This window comes from Bradyrhizobium sp. Kon56, assembly GCF_055807635.1.
Genome location: NZ_JBVVOU010000237.1, coordinates 1 through 343, shown reverse-complemented (window position 1 = coordinate 343; position 343 = coordinate 1). Strand labels below are relative to the sequence as shown.

Genomic DNA, 343 nt, shown 5'->3' with positions numbered 1-343 from the left:
CGCGCAGCTTGAGGTGCGCCCGGCTGTAGTTGGCCGGCGCGGTGGTGGCCGACGGGTAGTGGAAGTGCGCGTACCACAGCACCTGCGGCGGCCGGGTAGCTTTGTCGTATACCGCGTATTCGGTGAAGAAGTCGCCGCTGAGGGTAGGGCGCTCCGGGTCCGCCGCGCTGGTCAGGTTGATGTCGATCTGCTGGTGATCCCAGAGGTACGTCACGCTTTGCGGCGTCGGCCACTGCTGCTTGTACGCGGCGCTGCAGTCGCGCTCGGCCTGGCGCGCCAGTTCTCTGGCCTGGGCGCGATACTCAGCGATCAGCCCCTGGGCGTTCGGGCTGTTGCCATGATC

Annotated in this window: 1 protein-coding gene; it reads right to left on the bottom strand. The window is 67.3% G+C overall.

Features of this window, described 5'->3' with window-relative positions; all coding sequences use genetic code 11:
- The coding region (locus AC0L3B_RS38780; RefSeq protein ID WP_473382965.1) for a hypothetical protein at positions 1–343 on the bottom strand (343 nt) is incomplete at both ends.